Genomic DNA, 17,515 nt, shown 5'->3' on the forward strand with positions numbered 1-17,515 from the left:
AATGTATTGCCGAAATTTTCTTTATAATTGATAACTCCTATAAAGTGATACGACCTCCTTATTTACGAGCGGGCGACCGTGTGGGTGTATTGGCATTGGCGAGTCAGGTATCGTACGATGCGTTGTTTGAAGGCTTGCGAGTGCTCCGGCAAGATTGGCAACTGGATGTAGTAGAAGGAGCTACGTTACGGACAAGTTACCATCAATTTGCGGGTACGGATGAAGAGCGTCGTGCCGATTTTCAGCGCATGTTGGACGACCCGAGTATCAAAGCTATTTTTTCGGCACGGGGAGGGTACGGAAGTTCCAAACTCATCGATGGATTGAGTTTTCGGAGATTCAAAAAACATCCCAAATGGATTATAGGATTCAGTGACATTACGGCCTTGCATTGCCATCTTCATCGCCTAGCGTATGAAAGTTTACACGCAACCATGCCAAAACTATTTGGACAAGAAGGGGCCTCTAATGCCGTAGAGACGCTGCGAAAGGCACTTTGGGGAGAACCGTTACAGTATGAGGCAGTTGCGCATCCTTTCAATCGGACTGGAACGGCTACTGGGCAAGTGGTCGGTGGGAATTTATGCCTATTGGCGCATTTGATTGGCTCGCGCTCAGAACTAGACACCCGAGACAAGGTACTTTTTATCGAAGATGTAGAAGAAACCTATTACAACCTGGACCGCATGATGGTGCAACTCAAAAGGGCCCGAAAATTAGACCAATTGGCAGGACTTATTGTCGGGCAATTTACGGATATGAAAGACAATGATACCATCAAATTTGGCAAAAATGCGAATGAGATAATTGCTGAATTTGTAGCGGAATATGATTATCCCGTTTGCTTTGATTTCCCCGTAGGACACGTGCCTGACAACCGAGCGATGATTGTGGGGCGGGAAGCCCAACTTTCAACCACGTCGGAAAGTACGAGATTGATTTTTGTGAACTGATTTCACTTTTAACCCTGTTTTATTTTTTACCCAACCATTCGATGAAAAAAATACTGTTTCTATCCTTTTTGTTGCTCACCGCTCAACTCTACGCCCAAAAAAATACCGCGGAAACCTCGGGAAACCCACTTTTTAAGGGTTGGTATGCCGACCCAGAAGGGATTATTTTTGGTAAGGAATACTGGATTTATCCAACGTTTTCCGCCCCGTACAACAAGCAGGTGTTTTTTGATGCATTCTCCTCGCCTGATTTGATTCACTGGACCAAGCATTCAACAATTCTCGATACGGCCCGGGTAAAATGGGCAAAACGCGCCATGTGGGCTCCTTCCATTATTGAAAAAGGCGGGAAATACTACCTGTTTTTTGGGGCCAACGACATTCAAAGTGATAAAGAAAAAGGCGGTATCGGGGTAGCGGTGGCCAATCATCCAGCGGGGCCTTTTACGGATTATCTTGGCAAACCGCTGATTGATAAATTTTACAACGGAGCGCAACCCATCGATCAATTTGTGTACAAAGACGGGAATAATTATTACCTCATCTATGGAGGATGGAGGCATTGCAACATTGCCAAATTGAAAAATGACTTTACTGGTTTTGTTCCTTTTGAAGACGGAAGTACATTTAAAGAAATTACGCCCGAAAACTACGTGGAAGGCCCGTTTATGTTTAAAAAGAATGGCAAATACTACTTTATGTGGTCGGAAGGTGGCTGGACGGGTCCCAATTACAGCGTGGCTTATGCCATCGCCGATTCGCCTTTTGGTCCTTTCAAGCGTGTAGGAAAGATATTGCAGCAAGACCCCAAAGTAGCCACTGGCGCTGGGCATCATTCGGTTATTCATCACGAAAAAGACGATGCGTGGTACATTGTTTACCACCGCCGTCCGTTGGGTGAAACCGATGGAAATGCCCGAGTAACCTGTATGGACCAACTGTTTTTTGATGAGAACGGTTTGATAAAACCCGTCATTATTACCAACGAAGGAGTGGAAAAACGTATTCTCGGTAAATAGTATATTTTTTGTAACTTGCTGCCTAACGCTTTCGATTAGAAGAAGTTGACTTAAACTTTTCTACGGCCTTGTACAAAGTCATCGTCCTCATAGTAGCCATCGGCGTGGGTCTGAAAGGGTGGGCGCAAGACTACCGTTTGGAGCATATTGGGGTGAATCAGGGGTTGTCGCAAGGTTCTCCCTACCACATGCTCAAAGATTCACGGGGGTTTATGTGGTTTGGCACCCAAGATGGGGTCAATCGCTACGATGGACACAGTTTTAAGGTCTATAAACCCGACGTGAAGGACCCGCATTCGCTGCATGGAGTCAACATTGCGGGGCTGGTGGAAGATAAGCAGGGAAACGTATGGTTAGGTACTGAAGAAGGACTCAACTGCTACGAACGCGCTACTGACCGCTTCCGGTTGGTGATAGATAAATCCCAAAAAGGCATAAAACGGCGCACGTCTCCGTTTTATGTTAATGCTGATGAGCTTTGGTACATACGCGAAGGAGATGGTATTTTGGCGTATGAATTTAGAACGGGAAAGCACCGTGTTGTGGCCCCGAAGGTTTTTATTACCCAAGATTTTGACTATATCGATTGGACCACCCGTACCCCAGCGGGGGATGTATGGATGGTGGGTACAAAGGGGATAGTAAAATATACCATTAAAGAGAAAAAATACCATTATTATTTCAGCGACCATGCGGAGAATAAACTGGGCTACCCGCTGAATATCATTTGTTTATACGTAGATTCTAAAAATATCGTCTGGCTTGGGTCGTTGCAGGGGATAATTCGACTCGATACTGCCTGTGGGGAGTTTCAGTTGTTTGATAAAACGCCCGATAATCGAAACTTAGGGGCAGTGTACAGCATTGCCGAAGGAATCAATCATAAACTTTGGATTGGCACGCAGCGCAACGGATTCTGGAATTTTGATACCAAAAAGAGAGAGCTACAGGCGGTTTATTTACCTCATGTGACGCCTAGAAGTTTGGATAATTATGAAATTACCAGAATATATGTCGACAATCGTGGCATCATTTGGGCGAATGTAGACCCCGATGGGCTTCTTAAAATTATCCCTAATGCCTCGATTTTTTATAAAATTACTGACGCGCCCAACTTGCCAAATTCTAGGCGATTAGACAATTTCTCGGTGCGATGCATGATCCAAGCTCCCGATGGAAATATGTGGATTGGAACTGAGGGGAGTATCGCGGTACTTAACCCCAAAAGCCGAATCATTCTTAAACGTTATCTGACTCAATCGAATTCGCCCTCGCTGCCTTCCGTCAATTTTATTAAATCGTTTCTCCGCGACCGCCAAAATCAGATGTGGTTGGGGACTTATGGTGGACTGATGCAATTTGACGCTAAAACCGAAAAATTTCAATTGTACCAGTTTGACCAAAATCCATCCCGAAATAATTATACCCGCAATATTCTTGAGTTGTCGGATGGGCGTTTGTTTTTAGGAACTCCGCTTGGTCCGTGGATTTTTGATCCCAAGACCAAAACATTTACTGAATCGCCGATTTTAAAAAATAGGAATGTGTTTTCGGTCTATCAGGCCAAAGATTCTACCATCTGGCTATCGGCCTATTTTGAGGGACTGTATGGTTTTAAATACCAAAACCGTCAGTGGAAACAGGTGTATTCAGGAATGAAGCAATTCAATATCAATGTAATACGAGAGGATACGGTGAGCCGAACACTTTGGATTGGTACTGAAAAAGGGTTGATTGAACTGAATCCCCTTGACCGCCGGTATGCATTTTACGACGAGCGTCATGGTATTGCAAATTCGTACATTTATGGCGTTGTGTCTGATAAACAACGGAATTTGTGGCTCAGTACCAACCACGGGATTTCGCAGTTGGATATTCAAACGCGTCAATTTCGCAATTTTGACCTAACCGACGGTATTCAGGGCTATGAATACAACGGAAACGCCTTTGCGATGAGTAAAGAAGGGGAGATTTTTTTCGGTGGTGTCAAAGGATTTAACAGTTTTTTCCCCGAACGAATTCGAAAACTTTCTTTTAGACCGAGCGTTCATTTATATAATTTTAAAGTTAATGAAGGCGTGTATCCTCTTGCCAAACAAATTAACGAAACCGATGTAATTTCGCTGTCGTACGATCAAAACACCCTTTCGATGGAGTTTGCGGCCATTGATTACTATAGCAATGGGCAAAATACCTATCGTTATAAATTGGAGGGGTTGGATAAAAAATGGATCATCAGCAATAATCGAAATTACGTTCGTTATGCCAATCTTGCTCCTGGTAAATACGTATTCAGGGTATCGGCTGCCAACCGAGACGGTGTGTGGAGCGATAGTGAAAAGATACTGTACATTCGAATCAATCCTCCTTTTTGGCAAACGTGGTGGTTCTACATTTTTTGCACGGGGCTGGTGGGTTATGTGGCGTTTATGGCGGGCCGAAATCGCCTCGTTAGCTTGAAACAAAAGGAGCAAGAACGCCTAAAAATTGCCCTTGAGGCGCAGGAGCAAGAGCGGAAGCAGATTGCCCAAGACCTGCACGACGAAGTGGGGGCCCGCCTAGCAACGCTGAAATTATACGCGTCGTCGCTGACAAAATACCTTTCTGACCATCCCGAAAGTCAAGAAATCAAGAAAAAGACCCTCGAAATCATCAATGATTCTATCGTGGACATTCGACGGATGCTGCGGGAACTCAGCCCCCGAATGCTCGAACAATACGGCTATGCAGCCGCGGTAGAGGCTTTGGCCGAAAAAATCAGACAGTCGGGAGAGGTCAGCGTAGAAGTGGATGCATCGCGTTTGCCCGAACGTTTTCCCGCCGAAATTGAAACGGGCCTGTATCGCGTCACGCAGGAGTTGATGAATAACACCCTTAAGCACGCCGAAGCCAAAAAAATCACTATTCGGGTTCATCTCGACGATGATATCATTCATTTTGACTATTTCGACGACGGCAAAGGATTTACGTACAACCAAGCGAAACAAGGGCTGGGTATTGGCAATATCGAATCGCGGGTGGCAGTTTTGCGGGGCCAAATTGTGTGGACACCCATCGTTGGGGAAGGAAATGCGGTCTTTATTCAAATTCCACTGTATCCCAGATTTCCCGCATTCTCCCTCCCCAACCCGCAAGATATTTTAGACGCTCTTCAGAAATTTTTTCGGAAATAGTTTGATTTTCTACTTCTTACGCAAACATCTCTTCGATTTCTGCTTTGTATTTTTCTTGGATGATTCTCCGCTTGGGTTTAAGGGTAGGGGTTAGCTCGCCATTGGCGGCCGACAACTCGCGGGACAATAAATGGTATTTCTTTACCCGCTCGTAGGGGGCCAATTCCTTGTTTTCATTTTCTACTTCACTCCGAATTTTAGCACTTACCTTTTCATTTTTAATAATCTCATCGTCAGAGGTATAAGTGATATTTTCGATTCGGCAAAACTCTTTGATGGCGTCAAAAGAGGGGACAATCAAGGCGGCGGCGTATTTTTGCCCATCGCCGAGAACTACCGCCTGTTCTATAAAAAATGACTCCTTCAATTTTGCTTCTACGGCCTGTGGGGCTACGTATTTTCCAGCCGAGATTTTGAAAATTTCCTTTTTTCGGTCGGTCAATTTTAAAAACTTATCATCGACCCACTGACCGATGTCGCCCGTGTGAAACCAGCCATCGGCCGAAATCACTTCGGCAGTGAGGTGGGGTTTGCGGTAATATCCCTTCATGACATTGGGGCCTTTGACCAGAATTTCGCCATCGTCGGCGAGTTTTACCTCCACGCCGTCAATCACCATGCCTACGGTTCCGATGCGGATTTCTTGTTGGGGATACAGACGGTTAAAGGAAATAACGGGCGAGGTTTCGGTCAGTCCGTAGCCTTCACACACGGGAATCCCCGCCGCCCAAAACACCCGGGCAATACGCGGCGGAGTAGCCGCTGCTCCGACCACAATCATCTGGAGTTTGCCGCCGAGGGCTTCTTGCCATTTGCTGAAAACCAGTTTTTTAGCCAACGAAAGTTGGGTGTTGTACCACCAGCCCATGTCTTTGTTGGGGTCGTATTTTAACCCTAAATCCAAGGCCCACAGGAAGATATTACGTGAAACGCGCGACAATTCGTAGCCTTTTGCCACGATTTTGTCATATACTTTTTCGAGTAGACGTGGCACCGTTGACAGCACCGTAGGATGCACTTCGCGCAGGTTTTCGGCAATGGTTGCCACGCTTTCGGCGTAATAAATAGAAATGCCCGAACGCAAATATACGTACTGGACCATGCGTTCAAAGACGTGATTGAGCGGCAAAAAACTCAAAGCCCGGGCTTCTGAGCCAAACGCAATCAGTTTCCGACCTTCTTCGGCATTGCTCAAAATATTGTGGTGCGAAATCATGACTCCTTTGGGGTCGCCGGTGGTGCCTGAAGTATAAATAATGCTCAATAAATCGTCGGGTTGGACCGCCGCTTTCATGGCGTCGAGCTTGGGGCGATTGGCTTCGTCGGCTTTACCCATGACATCGGTAAGATTTTTGGCACTTTTGACGGCATCAAATGTGTACATTTCTTCGACAGTAGGCGCGGTAGCCACCACGTCAATCAGTTTTCTAAACAGGCCTGCGTCGCCCACAAATACAAACTTGACTTCGGCTTCGTGAAAAATATATTGAAAATCGTCGAGGGTCAGTGTGGGGTAAATCGGTACCGAAACTGCTCCAACTTGCTGAATACCAAAGTCTACAATGTTCCATTCAGGGCGACCTTCCGACACGATTGCGATGCGGTCGCCTGCTTGCACACCCAATTGGATGAGGCCAAGACTGACTTTATCGACCTCTTCGCAAAACTGCTGCGACGAAAACGTAACCCATTCGCCATGGCGTTTACAGGCCAGCGTATCGGGTTTATTTTGTGATTTGACGTAGAGGTCCAAAAAATCAAATATGCGGGTAGCAACGGTTTGCATGTTGTTGGAAGATATTGGTTGGGCGTAAAGTAAAGTAAAAAACGAAGACGCACGAAGGACAAAGTTATTAGACGGCAATAAATGAAACAATAACCCTAAAAAATTGCGGATAGTTGATTCCTTCAACTTTTTGACCGTAATTTAGTTTTAGCTTTCAATGAGTTATTCTTCGTTATGTACAGTTAACTATTAAACGCCGCTCTCGCATGAAAACTTTTTATTCTATTCTTCTCGTTGGATGTTTGTTTGTATTCGCTTATGACCTTCAGGCGCAGCGCCTTCGAGCTGGTTTTGACAAAGCAGAATACATCGAAATGCTGAAAATTTCGGCTCGGTTTGGCGCTCCTGACTACGTTGCGGCTTTTCCTGCGCCTACCAATTACAAATCGGTGTACCGTGCGCCCATTGTTGGGCTGGACAATACGTGGGACTTATGGACTCACAACGATAATACCATTGCCGTCGTCAGTATTCGGGGAACGACCGAAAAAGAGGTGAGTTGGCTGGCGAATTTCTACGCCGCCATGGTCCCCGCCAAGGGGGAATTGCAATTGAACCAAAGCGAGACTTTCAAATACGAACTTTCGTCAGATCCCAAAGCCGCCGTACATGTAGGTTGGTTGCTTGGTACGGCCACGATGTCGAAGGATATTTTGTCAAAAATAGATTCCTGCTACAAAAAAGGCATCAAAGATGTCATCATCATGGGGCATAGTCAGGGGGGAGCCATTGCGTATTTATTGACGGCTTACGTTTACAGCCTGCAAAAACAAAAGGCAATTCCTGCCGACATTCGCTTCAAAACCTATTGCAGTGCTTCGCCCAAGCCCGGAAATCTCTATTTTGCGTATGAGTATGAGTCGTTGACCCAAAACGGCTGGGCGTATAACGTCGTCAATTCGGCGGACTGGGTGCCTGAAGTTCCCATTTCTATTCAGACCATTGATGATTTTAACGTGACGAATCCGTTTGTGGGGGCCAAGGGCATTATCAAAAAGCAAAAATTCCCCAAAAACCTCGCCCTCAAATATGCGTATAATCAGCTCAGTAAGCCGACGTATAAGGCCAATAAAAACTACCAAAAATACCTCGGAAAAATGGCCTCGACCATTGTAAGCAAAAACATGACGGGCTTCACTCCGCCGCCCGCGTATTACAACAGCAACCACTATGTACGCACAGGAAATACGATTGTGTTGAAGGCCGACGAGGACTATTATCAACGCTTCCCCGAAAGCAAAGAGAAAATTTTTGCGCACCATTTCCACCCGCCGTACCTGTATTTAACCGAAAAACTTAACACAAATAACGAAAGTATGACAACCGCGTCACCCCTTGACGGAACTTGGGAACTCAATTATATTGCAGGGGCGGCGGTGCCTTTTGATAGCCTGTATCCCAACAAAAAACCAATGATGATATTTGACGGAGCCAACGGCCAAGTAAGCGGAAGCACAGGCTGTAACCGTTTTTCGGGTAAACTCAACGCCGACGGCAACAAACTCAATTTCAATTCACCCATGGCTTTGACCAAGATGTTTTGCCCTGGTGAGGGCGAAAATCGGTTTCTGGAAACATTGAAAAAAGTAAATACGTACTCCATCAATGAAAATACGCTGACATTTATCACGGGCGATATTGCCGTGATGCGGTTTGTGAAGAAGTAGGGGGGAAGGGAAAAACTCGTTACTCTGTAACTGAAGTTGTGTATTGTAGACTGATATTTTTAGTAACATTGACCTAAGATTCTCGGCCATAACAAATCGGCCGATTTAAATTCAGTCACAACGCTATGCACACCTCGTCGCTTTCTAAAACCCTTCAAGTACTTGCCGTTTTCTTTCTGGTCATCGCTGGCTTGTACTTTGCCAAACCTTTTTTGGTGCCCTTGGCGCTTGCCTGCATTATTTCGATGCTGATGTTGCCGCTGGGCCGTTGGATGGAAAAGAAAGGAGTAGGTCGTGGGTTGGCAACCTTTCTCTGCCTTCTTTTTTCGGTTGTCGTGGTGATTGGAGTTATTGGGGTACTTTCATGGCAAATTGCCAGTTTTGTCGATGACCTCCCAAAAATGCAGCAGTACATCGGGGAGCTAGAGAAGAAGCTGCAAGAGACATTGAGTAATCAATTCGGGCTCTCTCCTCAAAAACAAAAAGAATTGCTAAAGCAGCAGCAATCGTCGGGGGTGGGCAATGCTGGAAAAATGGTGTTGTCGGTCATGAGCTCGTCTACGAGTCTGTTGGTGGACATGGTATTGGTGCTGGTTTATACTTTTTTGTTGATGTATTCTCGCACGCACCTGAAGCAATTCATGCTAAAAATGGTGCCCGTTGACCAAAAAACAAAAGGCAATAAAATCATCAGCGATGCGTCGCACGTGGCTCAACAATATCTCTTGGGACTGGCCATGATGATTGCCATGCTTTGGGTGATGTACGGCGTCGGATTTTCGATAATCGGCGTAAAAAATGCGCTCTTTTTTGCCATGATTTGCGGCTTGTTTGAAATAGTACCTTTTGTGGGCAACATTACAGGCACCACGCTGACCGTCATTGGCGCACTCTCGCAGGGGGGTGATTCGGGAATGGTGCTCGGGATTGTACTTACTTACGGAACGGTTCAATTTCTGCAAACCTATATTTTAGAACCTTTGGTGGTGGGAGCGCAAGTCAAGATTAATCCATTGTTTACCATTATTTCTATCGTGGTTGGGGAGCTTGTTTGGGGGGTAGCAGGAATGGTGATGGCGATACCGTTGGTGGGCATTGCCAAGGTGATTTTTGATAATATTGAGCCCTTGCAACCCTATGGTTTTTTGATTGGCGAAGAAAAGAAAAAGGGAAAAAGCAGCTTTATAGATACGATTAAAGCGCGGGTAAAAAAATCGTGATTCTTTAACTGAAAATAAGGTGATGGTTTTTGAGATTTTAACCTTAAATGACAAAATTCAGTCAAATAAGGTTTTTATTTTGACCTTATTGGGCTGAAAAATGGAAAATAAGCTATATTTCTTAACAAAAACGAAAATAGCATAACCCCCATTCCATGTCCCCCGAAAACCTAATCTCCGAAGACCAAGGCGATATTAATTCTTCCGAGCAACGCCATTTGTATACGCAATCGTTGGATGCCCAAACCCTGCATTGGCTGGAAGAAGATGCCAAATATTTCTTTCATCAGGCGCTTTCTACGCCCGTCATGAACGTGCTTTCCAAGACCGAAGGCGCGTATATCTATGACCTCAACGGCAAAAAATACTTAGATATGCACGGCAACGGTGTCCACAATGCGGGCTTTAACAATCCTGCGGTGGTGGAAGCGATGATTCGTCAAATGTCGGAAGCCTTGGCTTTTACGCCCAGAAGATATACCAATATCCCTGCCATTCAATTGGCAAAAAAACTGACCGAAATTACACCTGCTGGACTAGATCGGGTGCTTTTTTGCCCGGGTGGCTCAGAAGCCATCGAAATGGCGGTGATGCTTGCGAAGCAAATCACGGGCAAGTGGAAAACGATTTCGTTTTGGGATGCCTACCACGGCACGGGTTTCCAATCTGGTGCCGTGAGCGGACAGGCACATTTTCTGAAAGGCAACGGGCCGATGGTGCCTGGGGCGCTGCACGCGGAGTTTCCCAACTACTACCGCAATCCGTGGAAATGGGACGATACCGACGCCATCGACGAAGAATACCTGCGCCAAATCAAACTTATCATCCGCAACGAGCCTGATATCGCGGCTATTGTGGCCGAGCCGATCTCATCCACGCCCGTGGTGCCGTCTCAAAACTATTGGCAAGAAATCCGCAGCCTTTGCGACCGTGAAGGAATCTTCCTGATTTTTGACGAAATCATTGAAGGTTTGGGGCGTACGGGAAAAATGTTCGCCAGTGAACATTACGTTACGCCCGACGTATTGGTACTGGGCAAATCGTTGGGTGGTGGTATGGTACCGTTTGCAGGAATTGTTTCTAAATCTGAATATAACGTCTTACAAGATAGCTCTATCGGTCATTTTACGCACGAGAAAAATCCGCTTTGCTGCGCGGCGGGATTGGCCGAAATCGAATTTATTGAAGAACATCGCCTCGTTGAGAATGCCGCTACCAAAGGCGAATATTTAATGAATGCGTTTCGAGAAATGCAGGAAAAATACCCACTCATCGGCAACGTGGCGGGCAAAGGATTTCACATCGGCATCGACCTTGTCAAAGACCGCAAAACCAAAGAGCGGGCCTACGAAGAAGCCGAGCGCATCATGTATCGCTGTATGGAACGTGGGCTGGCCTTTAAAATCATCGAAGGCAATGTCATCACGCTGCGCCCGTCTCTGATTCTAACGCAGGACCAGTGCGATTTTATCATTGATACCATCGAAGAAGCCTTGCGCGAAGAAACAAAATAGCCCATGCAACACAAAAAAGTAAAAGTGGGCGTGGTGCAGGCCACGCCTGCGTTGTTTGACGTTGAGAAAACCGTTCAACTCGTCATTGAGTGGGTAGAAAAAGGAGCCGCCGCAGGCTGTGAGCTGTTGCTTTTTCCTGAATCTTTTATTCCCTGTTATCCGCGTGGGTTAGACTTTGATTCCATCGTGGGACGCCGTACCGAAAAAAGTCGGAATCAATGGTTGGAGTATTGGGAAAATAGTTTAGAAACAAATTCTCAATACGTTGAACAAATCAGTGAAGCCATCCGCCGAGCAGGCATTTTTGTGGCTTTAGGCGTTACCGAGCGCGAAAGCGTGGGTGGGTCTTTGCATTGTGCGTTGCTGTATTTTGACAAACAAGGCAATCTCATCGGCAAGCATCGTAAACTTAAGCCTACGGGTTTGGAACGCTACATTTGGGCCGAAAGCGACGGCAGTACATTGGTCAGTTTTGATACTGAAATCGGTAAAATAGGAGGGTTGATTTGTTGGGAAAATTACATGCCGTTGGCGCGGATGTCGATGTACCAACGCGGCGTGGAAATTTACCTCGCTCCAACGGCCGATTCCCGCGAATCGTGGCAATCGACCATGCAGCACATTGCGCTGGAAGGCCGCTGTTTTGTACTAGCGTGTAACCAGTTTGTTCAAAAATCCGATTATCCCGAACATTTTCAGGCAGATTTGACCGATGAGCCTGAAATTATGAGCAGTGGCGGTAGCGTCATTATTTCACCGTTGGGTGAGGTCTTAGCGGGGCCGCTGTGGAACGAAGAAGGTTTACTCACTGCCGAATTGGACTTTTCAGTTTTGGCCAAAAGCAAACTGGATTTTGACGTCGTAGGGCATTATTCCCGAAACGATGTGTTTAAACTCGAAGTGGTGGGGCAACCGGACATGTTGAAAGTGAAGTGATTGGCTTCCATAAAAAAGCCGTTGGTAAGAAACACCAACGGCGGTAAATTATATAAATAACTTCGCACTACACCCCCGTATAACTAAACGGCGAAATAGCTCTTAATTCTTCTTTGATTTCGTCCGAAACATCCAAACCATCGATGAATTCGGCGATGGCGTTGGCCGTGATTTTTTCGTTTTTGCGGGTAAGGTTTTTCAAGGCTTCGTAGGGCTGCGGGTAGGCTTCGCGGCGCAAAACGGTCTGAATCGCTTCGGCTACCACGGCCCAGTTGTTTTCCAAATCGGCGTAAAAAGCGCGCTCGTTTAGTTCCAGTTTGCCTAATCCTCGCATCAAGGCTTTCAAGGCAATCACGGTATGCGCCAACGGAACGCCTAAGTTTCGGAGGACGGTTGAGTCCGTCAAATCACGTTGAAGGCGAGAAATAGGAAGTTTGGCCGATAAGTGTTCAAAAAGGGCATTTGCGATGCCCAGATTTCCTTCTGAATTTTCAAAATCAATCGGATTTACTTTGTGCGGCATGGCCGATGAGCCGATTTCTCCCGCTTTGATTTTTTGTTTAAAATACTCCATCGACACGTACGTCCAAATGTCACGGTCGAGGTCTATCAGGATGGTATTCAGGCGCTTGAAGGTATCCATAAGCGCCGCTAGCATGTCATAATGTTCAATCTGCGTGGTCAATTGACTCCGCGAAAGGCCCAAGTGGTCGTTGACAAAATGATTGCCAAAAGCCACCCAGTCAATGTCGGGATAAGCCACGTGGTGGGCGTTGAAATTGCCCGTTGCTCCGCCAAATTTTGCCGCAAAGGGCACGGCTTGAAGCATTTGTAATTGTTTTTCAAGGCGTTCGGCAAATACCCCAAATTCTTTCCCCAACCGCGTCGGTGAGGCAGGTTGCCCGTGCGTGCGGGCCAGCATCGGAATGTGTTTCCACTCCTCTGCCAAGGCTTTTAATTTAGCCAACACTTCATCAAACATCGGTACAATTTCAGCTTTGAGGGCGTCTTTGAGCGACAACGGAATGGAGGTATTGTTAATATCTTGGGAAGTCAATCCGAAGTGGATAAATTCCAAAAACTGTTCTAATTTCTTGTCTTTCAGCTTTTCCTTGATGAAATACTCCACCGCTTTCACGTCGTGGTTGGTCACCGATTCAATCTCTTTGATCATCAGCGCGTCTTTCTCCGAAAACTCGCCGTACAAGGCGCGCAAGTCGGAATAATGCACTTTGTCGAAGTCTTTCAATTGCGGTAACGGCAATTCACAGAGAGAAATAAAATATTCCACTTCGATCAGGATGCGGTAGCGAATCAGTCCAAATTCGGAAAAATAAGGCGCGAGTTTTTCAACTTGCCGACGGTAGCGCCCGTCTACGGGAGAGATAGCTGTCAGGGAATTTAATTGCATAGCTTGGGTTCTAAGGCGCAAAGATACGCCGGGAATCGGAAAAATTTGGTAGAAAACCCCAGAAAATGCTTTTATCAACAGTTTGGTATCGAAATCCTCTCCTTTATGAAAATAGTACCTCTTTTTGCCTTTTTAGCGGTCATTACGGCCATGCTCAGCGCGCCCAACCTTGCCGAAAATGGAGAAAATTGGCCCGAATACAACGGAAATGGTGCCCGCAATCATTATTCTCCCTTAGCCCAAATCAATGCCGAAAATGTTTCGCAGCTCAAAGTGGCTTGGACGTACGCCTCGGGAGGGGCGGATACCATTGGGCACCGTACCCAAATGCAGTGTAATCCGATTATTGTCGACGGAATTTTATACGGCGTTTCGGCCAATACCCAAGTGTTTGCGCTCGATGCCGCCAACGGAAATCCCATCTGGAAATCCAAAGTGACCGAAACCGAAGGTACTACCAGTCGCGGGGTGACCTATTGGCGCGAAGGAGAAGAAAAAATCATCTTTTTTGGGGCGGGAAAATGGCTGTATGCCTTTGATGCCTTGCGGGGAAAACCCATTACCTCATTTGGCCAAAATGGACGAATCAACTTAAAAGAAGGCCTCGAACGCCCGGGCGCTGATGAGTACGTGGTGGCCAATACGCCCAACGTTATCTTTAAAAATTTGCTCATTGTCGGAGTTCGGGTTTCGGAAAGTGAAACGGCGCTTCTGGGCGACATCCGAGCGTATGATGTGCGGACGGGTAAAAAAGTGTGGACGTTTCGTACCATTCCTCAAATGGGTGAGTTGGGTGCGGATACGTGGCCGGCCAATTCGCGGCAAAACATTGGTGGTGCCAATGCATGGGCAGGCATGGCCATCGACCGGGAGCGGGGCATCGTGTATGCACCGACTGGCTCGGCAGCGTTTGATTTTTATGGCGGAAACCGCAAAGGAGATAATCTTTTTGCCAACTGTCTTTTGGCCCTTGATGCCAACACGGGCAAGCGACTTTGGCACTATCAACTCGTCAGACACGATATTTGGGACCGCGACCCGCCTGCTCCGCCAAACTTGCTTACGGTGATGCACAACGGCCCCGACGGTCGGCCCCGAAAAGTGGACGCAGTGGCGCAAATTACGAAGCAGGGCTACATTTTTGTCTTTGACCGCGTGACGGGAAAACCGCTGTTTCCCATCGAAGATAGAAAATATTCCTATGATGCTGTACCTGGGGAATTTCCCGCTGCGTCGCAGCCGATACCAGTCAAGCCTACGTATTTTGCAAGGCAGCGATTTGTGGAACAAGACCTAAATTCATTCGTGGCCGACCGCGATTCGATTCTGGGATTGATTCGCAAATCACGCACTGGCGGCCCGTACATTCCCATTGGAAAAGAAACGACGATTTTCTTTCCGGGCACCGATGGCGGCGGGCAATGGGGTGGGGCGGCGGCCGATCCGCAGGGGATTTTATACATTCCTTCCAAAGAAATTCCGGTGTATACCTCGCTGGTAATCAAAAGTCAAGAAACAAACGGGGGATTTGTCACGGGAGCCCAATTGTATAAGCAAAATTGTGCGGCTTGTCACGGAACAGACCGACGTGGCAATCATGATGGTTCGTATCCATCATTGGTGAATATCAACAAGCGACTTACGGCCGATGCCCTCAACAAGCTGATTCCTAAAGGGCGCGGCATGATGCCACCCTTTGCGCACCTTTCGGTGGCTGAGCGCCAAGCCATTGTTGATTTTGTTTTTCAGAAAGAGTCAGATAAACAGGTAGTTAGTTCAAAAAGTGGCGCATTGCCGTATCAGCATACTGGCTATAATCGTTGGTACGACCGCAATGGTTATCCCATCAATCAGCCGCCGTGGGGAACCTTGACCGCCACCGATTTAAACACGGGCGAGCGATTGTGGCAAGTTCCTTTGGGCGAATATCCTGAATTGACAGCCAAAGGAATCCCCATTACGGGCACCGACAACTACGGCGGGCCCCTAGTAACAGCCAGCGACTTGCTCTTCATTGCGGCTACCCGTGATGAGCGATTACGGGTATTTGACAAAAAGACGGGAAAACAACTCTGGCAAACCCAACTTCCTGCGGCGGGTTATGCGTCGCCAAGTACCTATTCGATTGCGGGCAAGCAGTACGTAGTCATTGCGTGCGGTGGTGGAAAACTAAAAACCAAATCAGGCGATAAATACGTAGCTTTTGCATTGCCATAAGATGTTTTTGTATTTAATTGCGAACCTTTACTGTTTTGCATACTATTTAAACTCAAACCCTTTACACGCTAAACTTAACCCTCTACACTTAAATGACACCTTCTCCTTTTTTGGGCGAATTGCTCGGTACACTCGTTTTGATTTTATTAGGCAACGGTGTGGTTGCCAATGTCGTTTTGAAAAATACCAAAGGCCACAACGGCGGTTGGATTGTCATTACTGCTGGTTGGGCGTTTGCGGTCACCATCGGTATTTTTGTGGCGAAAGCCTTTGGAGGTTATGATGCCCACCTCAACCCCGCCGTCACGATTGGTTTTGCTGTGGCGCAAAACGAATACGGAAAAGTAGTGGATTATGTGAGCGCTCAGATGATTGGGGCTTTTCTGGGGGGTACTTTAGTGTGGTTGTATCACTTGCCGCAATACGCCAAAACGGAAGATAAAGGAGCTAAGTTGGCCACTTTTGCCACCGACCCCGCCATTCGTGCTTCAGGTTCCAATTTTTTTAGTGAAGTGATCGGCACCATCGTTTTATTGATGGGAATCAAAGGAATTGGTGCCGTTACGACGGGTTTGGGGCCATTTGCCGTTGGCATTTTGGTGTGGGCCATTGGGCTTTCTTTGGGCGGAACCACGGGGTATGCCATCAACCCTGCCCGCGATTTAGGGCCGCGCATTGCGCACGCTATTCTGCCCATCGTCGGCAAAGGTGATTCAGATTGGAAATACGCATGGGTGCCTGTGGCTGGGCCAGTTACGGGCGCTATTATCGCTGGACTTTTATTTTTGTAAAGCTATTTTTTCATACAAAGGCGCTAAGAAGCAAAGAAATCACTGCGTCTTAGCGTCTTTGCGTGAATCTAAGTTACTTCTCAAATTTGAGCTTAAAAACGCCGCTCGATAAGACAATTTCGTCTTTTGTATCCTGTTTCTTATAACCTCGTCCTTCGGGGTCGATGTCAGAGTCGTAACCTGTGGCGCTCGTAAATACTTTATCTTCGAGTTTACCTTTCAGGCGACCTAACCCACCCAAGGCGGTTGCCGACGTTTTTTCTTTGAAATGGGTGCCATCTAGCGTACCCGAAAATTTTCCTTCCAAAAATCCGTCGGCCGCTTTGGTTACTTCAATTTCACCGCCGTTTTCCCGGCGCGATTTCCCTACGTGGTATTCCATGCGCGGCGATTTGGTTTCTTCCACGTACTTAACATAGGCTACCCCTTTGTATTTACCCTCGGCCATAATCGGCTGAACTGTATTTTTTCCGTTGAAATCTTCATCAACAATTTTGTAAAGTCCCACTTCTGGCAAGTCGCTGTTGGACCAAGTGACAAACCAAAAACGCAGTGATTTGTCGGGGCTGGTGGCATTGGCCGTAATGTACCATACGTTACCCATTCGTATCCGTCGCGGGGCGGTTTTGTATTCTTTGCCATCAACCTGAACGGAGAGACTGTTGTCGTTTGAGATTTGCGCCATGGCCACCTGACTCATGAGACCGATAATAAGCGCCGCTAGCTTCTTATTCATTTCATTTGTGCTGTTTGATGTGATGATTTTTGAAAGTCGAAATGTACAGGTTTTCCACTCGTTCTGGGTTAGGCATTGGGTTGAAATGTCAT

At 46.8% G+C, this 17,515-nt stretch carries 12 protein-coding genes; 9 read left to right on the top strand and 3 right to left on the bottom strand.

What is annotated here, in order from left to right; genetic code table 11:
* Nucleotides 1-44 precede the first annotated feature (44 nt).
* The 3 genes from DR864_RS26220 (at nucleotide 45) to DR864_RS26230 (ending at nucleotide 5,145) form a co-directional block, all read left to right on the top strand.
* Nucleotides 45-953 carry a S66 peptidase family protein gene (locus DR864_RS26220; protein ID WP_114069747.1) on the top strand — a complete coding sequence of 303 codons (909 nt, stop codon included), beginning with the start codon at nucleotides 45-47 and terminating at the stop codon, nucleotides 951-953.
* A 41-nt stretch (nucleotides 954-994) separates the two neighbouring features.
* Nucleotides 995-1,972 (top strand): glycoside hydrolase family 43 protein, encoded by a 978-nt coding sequence (locus DR864_RS26225; protein WP_114069748.1) that lies wholly within the window; start codon nucleotides 995-997, stop codon nucleotides 1,970-1,972.
* A gap of 68 nt (nucleotides 1,973-2,040) precedes the next feature.
* Nucleotides 2,041-5,145 (top strand): ligand-binding sensor domain-containing protein, encoded by a 3,105-nt coding sequence (locus tag DR864_RS26230; RefSeq protein WP_114069749.1) that lies wholly within the window; start codon nucleotides 2,041-2,043, stop codon nucleotides 5,143-5,145.
* A gap of 16 nt (nucleotides 5,146-5,161) precedes the next feature.
* On the opposite strand, the gene DR864_RS26235 is transcribed toward DR864_RS26230, so the two are convergent.
* The gene (locus DR864_RS26235) at nucleotides 5,162-6,931 is read right to left on the bottom strand and encodes an AMP-dependent synthetase/ligase (protein ID WP_114069750.1); all 1,770 of its coding nucleotides are present in this window, start codon (nucleotides 6,929-6,931) and stop codon (nucleotides 5,162-5,164) included.
* A 206-nt stretch (nucleotides 6,932-7,137) separates the two neighbouring features.
* On the opposite strand from DR864_RS26235, the gene DR864_RS26240 reads away from it, so the two are divergent.
* The 4 genes from DR864_RS26240 (at nucleotide 7,138) to DR864_RS26255 (ending at nucleotide 12,268) form a co-directional block, all read left to right on the top strand.
* On the top strand, nucleotides 7,138-8,598 hold the full coding sequence (locus tag DR864_RS26240; RefSeq protein WP_114069751.1) for an META domain-containing protein: 1,461 nt from the start codon (nucleotides 7,138-7,140) through the stop codon (nucleotides 8,596-8,598).
* A gap of 125 nt (nucleotides 8,599-8,723) precedes the next feature.
* Nucleotides 8,724-9,818, top strand: a complete 1,095-nt coding sequence (locus DR864_RS26245; protein WP_114069752.1) for an AI-2E family transporter — start codon at nucleotides 8,724-8,726, stop codon at nucleotides 9,816-9,818.
* A 155-nt stretch (nucleotides 9,819-9,973) separates the two neighbouring features.
* Nucleotides 9,974-11,332 (top strand): (R)-1-hydroxy-2-aminoethylphosphonate ammonia-lyase, encoded by a 1,359-nt coding sequence (pbfA, locus tag DR864_RS26250; protein ID WP_114069753.1) that lies wholly within the window; start codon nucleotides 9,974-9,976, stop codon nucleotides 11,330-11,332.
* Nucleotides 11,333-11,335: 3 nt separating this feature from the next.
* Nucleotides 11,336-12,268 (top strand): carbon-nitrogen hydrolase family protein, encoded by a 933-nt coding sequence (locus DR864_RS26255; RefSeq protein ID WP_114069754.1) that lies wholly within the window; start codon nucleotides 11,336-11,338, stop codon nucleotides 12,266-12,268.
* A 67-nt stretch (nucleotides 12,269-12,335) separates the two neighbouring features.
* On the opposite strand, the gene purB is transcribed toward DR864_RS26255, so the two are convergent.
* A complete protein-coding gene (gene purB / locus DR864_RS26260) occupies nucleotides 12,336-13,679 on the bottom strand; it encodes an adenylosuccinate lyase (protein WP_114070483.1) in 1,344 nt (447 codons plus the stop codon).
* Nucleotides 13,680-13,784: 105 nt separating this feature from the next.
* On the opposite strand from purB, the gene DR864_RS26265 reads away from it, so the two are divergent.
* Together DR864_RS26265 and DR864_RS26270 are read left to right on the top strand one after the other, a co-directional pair.
* A complete protein-coding gene (locus tag DR864_RS26265; RefSeq protein WP_114069755.1) occupies nucleotides 13,785-15,896 on the top strand; it encodes a pyrroloquinoline quinone-dependent dehydrogenase in 2,112 nt (703 codons plus the stop codon).
* Nucleotides 15,897-15,988: 92 nt separating this feature from the next.
* Complete coding sequence (locus DR864_RS26270; RefSeq protein ID WP_114069756.1) at nucleotides 15,989-16,687, top strand: MIP/aquaporin family protein; 699 nt, start codon at nucleotides 15,989-15,991, stop codon at nucleotides 16,685-16,687.
* Nucleotides 16,688-16,760: 73 nt separating this feature from the next.
* Here the strand turns inward: DR864_RS26270 and DR864_RS26275 are convergent, their stop codons facing one another.
* A complete protein-coding gene (locus DR864_RS26275) occupies nucleotides 16,761-17,423 on the bottom strand; it encodes a hypothetical protein (protein WP_114069757.1) in 663 nt (220 codons plus the stop codon).
* Between the last annotated feature and the right edge of the window lie 92 nt (nucleotides 17,424-17,515).

The sequence above is a fragment of the Runella rosea genome (assembly GCF_003325355.1).
Taxonomy (GTDB): domain Bacteria; phylum Bacteroidota; class Bacteroidia; order Cytophagales; family Spirosomataceae; genus Runella; species Runella rosea.